This window comes from Rathayibacter sp. AY1G1, assembly GCF_002932095.1.
Taxonomy (GTDB): domain Bacteria; phylum Actinomycetota; class Actinomycetes; order Actinomycetales; family Microbacteriaceae; genus Rathayibacter.
The window spans coordinates 1-5,733 of the sequence record NZ_PSUZ01000051.1; the positions used below are offsets into that span (position 1 = coordinate 1).

Below are 5,733 nucleotides of genomic sequence, written 5' to 3' on the forward strand. Positions count from 1 at the left end.
GAGTGCTCAGGAGTTGTCGCAGTCGACGCCGAGTGCGACGACTTCTGGACAGTGGGGGGGAGGGGCTCCGGGTGAGGGCTCGCGAGTGCTCAGGAGTTGTCGCAGTCGAGGCCGAGTGCGACAAGTTCTGGACGGTGGGGGAGGCTCCGGGGTGAGCGCTTGCGAGTGCTCAAGAGTTGTCGCAGTCGACGCCGAGTGCGACAAGTTCTGGACAGTGGGGGGGAGGGGCTCCGGGTGAGGGCTCGCGAGTGCTCGGGAGTCGTCGCAGTCGACGCCGAGTGCGACGACTTCTGGACAGTGGGCGGCGTCCGAGCAGCGTCAGGGGCCCCGGCAGCACCCGTCAGGGACCCCGGCGGCACGGATCCGGGGCCCCGGCGGCACGCGTCGCGCCCGGCGCCCGCGACCTAGGGTGAGGGCATGCATCCGCTCGACGCCCAGGACCCGCTCGCGCACTGCCCCGAGCTGTTCGTCCGCACCCCCGAGGTCCGCTCCTACCTCGACGGCAACTCGCTCGGCCGGCCGCTGCGCGCGAGCGTCGCCCGGCTCGCGCGGTTCGCGGAGGAGGAGTGGGGCGGCCGCCTCATCCGCGGCTGGGAGGAGGGCTGGCTCGACATGCCGCTCGAGGTCGGCGACGCCCTCGGCTCCGCGGTGCTGGGAGCCGCGGCCGGGCAGACGGTCGTCGCCGACTCCACGACCGTCCTGCTCTACAAGCTCGCCCGCGCGGCGATCGCCCGCCAGGCGGAGCAGGGGCGCGACGAGATCGTCGTGGACACCGACAACTTCCCCACCGACCGGTACGTGCTGGAGGGCATCGCGGCCGAGACCGGCAGCACGCTCCGCTGGATCGACTCCGACCCCGAGAGCGGCGTCGGCCCCGACGACCTCGCCCCGGTGCTCGGCGAGCGGACGGCGCTGGTGCTGCTCAGCCACGTCGCGTACCGCTCGGGGTTCCTCGCCGACGCCGCGGCGATCACCGCCCAGGCGCACGAGGCCGGCGCGCTCGTGCTCTGGGACGCCTCCCACTCCGTCGGCTCCGTGCCGCTCGAGCTCGACGCGTGGGGCGCGGACCTCGCGGTCGGCTGCTCCTACAAGTACCTGAACGGAGGCCCGGGGGCGCCCGCGTGGGCGTACGTCGCCTCCCGGCACCAGGGCTCGCTCACGCAGCCGGTGCAGGGCTGGATGGGCGTCGCCGACATGTTCGAGATGGGACCCGGCTACCGTCCGGCCGAGGGGATGCGGCGCTTCCTCAGCGGCACCCCGCCGATCACGGGGATGCTCGCGATGCAGGACATGATCGCGCTGATCGCCTCGGTGGGCATGCCCGCGGTGCGCGCGAAGTCGGAGGCGATGACGGCGTACGCGCTGGAGCTGGCCGACGCGTGGCTGGTGCCGCGCGGGGTGCGGGTGGCGACTCCGCTCGACCCCGCCCGGCGCGGCTCGCACGTGACGATCGCGCACGAGTCGTTCGCCGGCCTCGTCCCGCGGCTGCAGGCGGACGGGATCGTGCCGGACTTCCGCCGACCCGACGGCATCCGGATCGGCCTCTCGCCGCTGTCGACCACCTTCGCCGAGCTGGAGCTGGGCATGGCGGCCATGCGGGACGCGCTGGACTGAGCGGGCCGGGGCTCGGCGGGGCGGCTGTTCCCGACCCCGCCCCCTGCCCTCACCGCGCGTCGCGCGTCCGTCGAGTGCTCTCCTTCTGCAGGGCCTCGACGAGCTCGGCCTTCGTCATGCGCGAGCGGCCGGAGACGTCCAGGCGCTTGGCGAGGTCCATCAGGTGCGCCTTGGTCGCGTTCGCGTCCACTCCGCCCGCCGTCTCGCCCCCGGGGGAGCGGCCGTGGCCCTCGGCGCGGGAGTCGGAGGGGCCGCTCTCGGCCTTGCGCTCCCAGTGGTCGCCGACCTTCTCGTACTCGTGCTTCAGCGCGGCGAAGGCTGTGCGGTGGGCGCGCTCGCCGTCGCCGTAGCTGTCGACGGCCGAGTCGTGCGCGGCCGACCAGAGCTTCTGCGCGTGCTCGTCGGAGCGCTCGATGGTGGACGGGATCTGTTCCTCGCGGGGCATGGCGGCCTCCCTCTCGTCCTCCGACGCTACGTCGGGTCGGAGGCGCCGGTCACCCCGTTGACGAGCGCTCGGCGGGCACCTCCGTCCCCGGAGCGCACTCGGGAGGCCGCCGCCGGTGTTCTCACCGGGCCGACGCCGATGATGGGGCGATGTTCATCCCGACCAGAGCCGCCGGTCTCGAGGCGCTCGACGACTTCGTCGCCCGCGCGGGCTCCGCCTACGCCCGCGACCGCAACCACGACCTCGGACCGTCCCGGGACAACGTCTCCGGGCTCTCGCCCTACCTCCGCCACCGCCTCGTCACCGAGCGGGAGGTCGTCGCCGCGGTCCTCGCGCGCCACCGGCTGACCGCCGCGGAGAAGTTCGTCCAGGAGGTGTTCTGGCGCACCTACTGGAAGGGCTGGCTCGAGCAGAACCCGGACGTCTGGCGCCGCTACCGCCGCGAGGTGGCGGACTCCTCCGCGGGCGATCCTCCGCCCGGGTACCTCGACGCGATCGGCGGACACAGCGGCATCGACGCGATGGACGCGTGGGTGAGCGAGCTCGTCGAGACCGGGTACCTCCACAACCACACCCGCATGTGGTTCGCGAGCATCTGGATCTTCACCCTCGGACTGCCCTGGCAGCTCGGCGCCGACTTCTTCTACCGGCACCTGCTCGACGGCGACGCCGCGTCCAACACCCTGTCGTGGCGATGGGTCGCCGGCCTGCAGACTCCGGGCAAGACCTACCTCGCCTCCGCGTCCAACATCGCCCGCTACACGGAGGGGCGCTTCTCGCCGAGCGGCCTCGCCACCACAGCCCCCGCGCTGACGGAGGAGCCCTTCCCGCCGCGGGCACCGCTCGAGCAGGACGACGTTGTGGGGACCGTCGGCGCCCGCCCCGGCCTCCTGCTGCACGAGGACGACCTCGAGGCGGAGAGCCTGCTCGCCGAGCAGCCGGGTCTGGCCGAGCGCCTCGTCGCGTGCGCCGTCGCCGGGGACGCGGGCGGGCGCTCGCCGTCCGGAGTCTCCGACGCGGTCGCTGCCTTCACCGCCGCGGCGCTCGCCGACGCCGCCGAGCGCACCTCCGACTCCAGCGGTCGGCCGGCGCGGGTGCTGGCGGACGCGCGTGCCGCGACGGTCGTCGACTGGGCGGTCTCCGAGCGGATCGACACCGTGGTCGTTCCGTACGCGCCGGTCGGGCCCGTCGGCGAGCGGGTGGAGGCGCTCCGCTCGGCTCTCGCCGACGAGGGGGTCGCGCTCGTCACCGTGCGCCGCCGCTGGGACGGTGCGGCGTGGCCGTCGGCGTCGCGGGGGTTCTTCCCGTTCCGGAAGCGGATCCCGGCGCTGGTGCGCGACCTCGTCGAGCCCGCCGACGCGGCCCGCCTGTTCTGAGCGGCGTTCCGAGAGCCGCGTCCCGCGAGCTGCGTCCTGTGAGCCCCGTCCTGTGCTGCGTCCGGTGAGCCCCGTCCCGCGGAACCTGCCTGGTCCCGCGGGGCGGGTGCCGCTCAGCCGAGCAGGCGGTCGCGGAGGAAGTCGCTCGCGAAGCGGCCCGAGGGGTCCCACTCGGAGCGGAGGGTGCGCCACTCCTCGAGGTGCGGGTAGAGCGGCGCGATCTCGTCGGCTCCGGCGAGGAAGTGCTTGCCCCAGTGCGGCCGGGCGCCGAGCGGCAGCAGCGCTCCCTCGACGGCGGGGAGCACGGCGTCGACGCCGGCGCGGTCCTTCTTGAAGGTGAAGTGCACGCCGACGCTGTCGCGGCCTCCGGCGGGGGAGAGCCACTGGTCGTCGCCCGCCATGGTCCGCAGCTCCGTGATGAGCAGGACGTCGTCGATCCGCTCGCCGATCGCGCGCAGCGCCACGATCGCCTCGCGGACGTTCGCGCGCGGCACCATGTACTCGCTCTGGATCTCGTCGCCCGCGCTCGGCTCGCGGTCGAGGCGGAAGTGCGGCAGGCGCTCGGACCACGGTCCGACGGAGCCGCCGAACGGGTTCAGGTTGGAGTCGACACCCTCCGAGACGGCGAAGAGGCTCGCGGAGGCGGCGACCGCGCCCAGGTGCGTCGCGTCGACGTCGGCGACGGATCCCGCCGCCGCCTTGGTCTTCAGCCACAGCTGCTCCACCGTCGGCGAGGACCAGTGGGTCATGAGGCTGACGCTGTAGGCGGAGGAGGTGATCGCGTCGAAGTCGTCGAGCACGCGCTCCCAGGGCAGGTCGACGAACGCGTCCTGGCGGACGTCGAAGGTCGGCTGGATGTCGAGGGTCACGCGGGTGACGATGCCGAAGGCGCCGAGGCCGACGACGACGCCCTCGAAGCCCGGCTCCCCGCGGCGGATCGTGCGCAGCGAGCCGTCGGCGGTGACGAGCTCGAGCGCCGAGACGGCGGAGGAGAGGTTCGCGTTGCGGTCGCCCGAGCCGTGGGTGCCGGTCGCGATGGCGCCGGCGACCGAGATGTGCGGGAGCGAGCCCATGTTGTGCAGGGCGTAGCCGTTGCTGTGCAGGTGCGCGGCGACGACGCCGTAGCGGGTGGCGCCGCCGACGGTGACGGTGCTCGCCTCGGCGTCGATCACGGGGTCGGAGGCCAGGTGCCCCAGGTGCAGCAGTGCGCCGGGGGTGTCGGGCAGGGAGTTGAAGGAGTGGCGGCTGCCGAGGGCGCGGACGCGCTCGTTCTCGCGGACGAGGCGCTGCACCTCCTCGACGGACTCCGGCTCGATGATGGCGGCGGCGCGGTACTCGTAGGTGCCCGCCCAGTTGCTCCGTGAGGTCATGGGTCCATTCTGCCGGGTGCGCGGGGGATTTGTTGTTGGTTGCAACGAATGGCCCGGTGGTGCACGGGGACACCGCAGGACGGAACGGCGTGGATATTGTTCGAGGCGCGCTCCGGGCCTCTGACGGGGAGGACGGCGATGACCGCGCGCAGACGACCCCGCTCGGATCTGTTCCGGGTGTGCGTGCGCCTCCTGGTCACGATCGTGGTGGTGCTGCTCGTCCTGGCGACGGGGACGCTCGCTCCGGGCGACGGGGCCGTCGATGCGACGGCGACCCTCGTTCCGGTCCATCTGCTCGGCCGGCCGCTCTCCACCGCCCTCTCCGTGGGCTGGAGCGCCGCCTCCTACTCGCGCCTCGACGAGCAGGCGCTGCGAAGCGCCGCCTCCTTCTCGCGCCTCGACGAGCAGGCGCTGCGAAGCGCCGCCTCCTTCTCGCGCCTCGACGAGCAGGCGCTGCGGAGCACCGCCGAGGAGGAGGCGCGCGGCGAGCGGCGCCTCCTCTCGCGGATGGCGGGAGCGACCGGGGTGACCGGCACGACGCTGCCGGCGGCGCTGCCGGCGGCGGTGCCGGCGATCGTGGTCACGGTGGCGATCGCGCAGAGGACGGAGTCCCGCAGCGAGCCCCTCTCCCTCGCCGCCGCCCTGCTCGCCGTCGCGAGCTCGTGGGTGCTGATGGTCCTCTCGGTCGCACAGGCCTGCCTGCGCCTCGAGTCGCGGTCGCCCCGGCGGTCGCAGGTGCGCTTCGCCTTCGAGGAGGCGCCGCACTTCAGTGACGACGCGACCCTCGCGCTCCTGCTGTCCACGACGGCGGCCACGGTCTCGGCCGAGATCCGCTCGAGAGAGGGCTGGCGCCTGGTGCGCGCGAACGTCGTCATCGCGTCCGCCTTCGACTCGGTCGTCATCGCGATGACGGTGTCACTGCTGTTCG

General features: G+C 73.7%; 5 protein-coding genes. 3 read left to right on the plus strand and 2 right to left on the minus strand.

Annotated elements, in window-relative coordinates; translation table 11 throughout:
• Positions 1-417 precede the first annotated feature (417 nt).
• Positions 418-1,614 carry a kynureninase gene (locus tag C5C36_RS17060; protein WP_104263613.1) on the plus strand — a complete coding sequence of 399 codons (1,197 nt, stop codon included), beginning with the start codon at positions 418-420 and terminating at the stop codon, positions 1,612-1,614.
• 49 nt (positions 1,615-1,663) lie between these two features.
• On the opposite strand, the gene C5C36_RS17065 is transcribed toward C5C36_RS17060, so the two are convergent.
• A complete protein-coding gene (locus C5C36_RS17065) occupies positions 1,664-2,059 on the minus strand; it encodes a ChaB family protein (protein WP_104225169.1) in 396 nt (131 codons plus the stop codon).
• A 149-nt stretch (positions 2,060-2,208) separates the two neighbouring features.
• On the opposite strand from C5C36_RS17065, the gene C5C36_RS17070 reads away from it, so the two are divergent.
• Complete coding sequence (locus C5C36_RS17070) at positions 2,209-3,435, plus strand: FAD-binding domain-containing protein (protein ID WP_104261761.1); 1,227 nt, start codon at positions 2,209-2,211, stop codon at positions 3,433-3,435.
• A gap of 113 nt (positions 3,436-3,548) precedes the next feature.
• On the opposite strand, the gene C5C36_RS17075 is transcribed toward C5C36_RS17070, so the two are convergent.
• The gene (locus tag C5C36_RS17075) at positions 3,549-4,805 is read right to left on the minus strand and encodes a D-arabinono-1,4-lactone oxidase (RefSeq protein ID WP_104263614.1); all 1,257 of its coding nucleotides are present in this window, start codon (positions 4,803-4,805) and stop codon (positions 3,549-3,551) included.
• A 138-nt stretch (positions 4,806-4,943) separates the two neighbouring features.
• On the opposite strand from C5C36_RS17075, the gene C5C36_RS17080 reads away from it, so the two are divergent.
• On the plus strand, positions 4,944-5,733 hold a 790-nt coding region (locus C5C36_RS17080), incomplete at its 3' end, for a DUF1345 domain-containing protein (protein ID WP_181133853.1).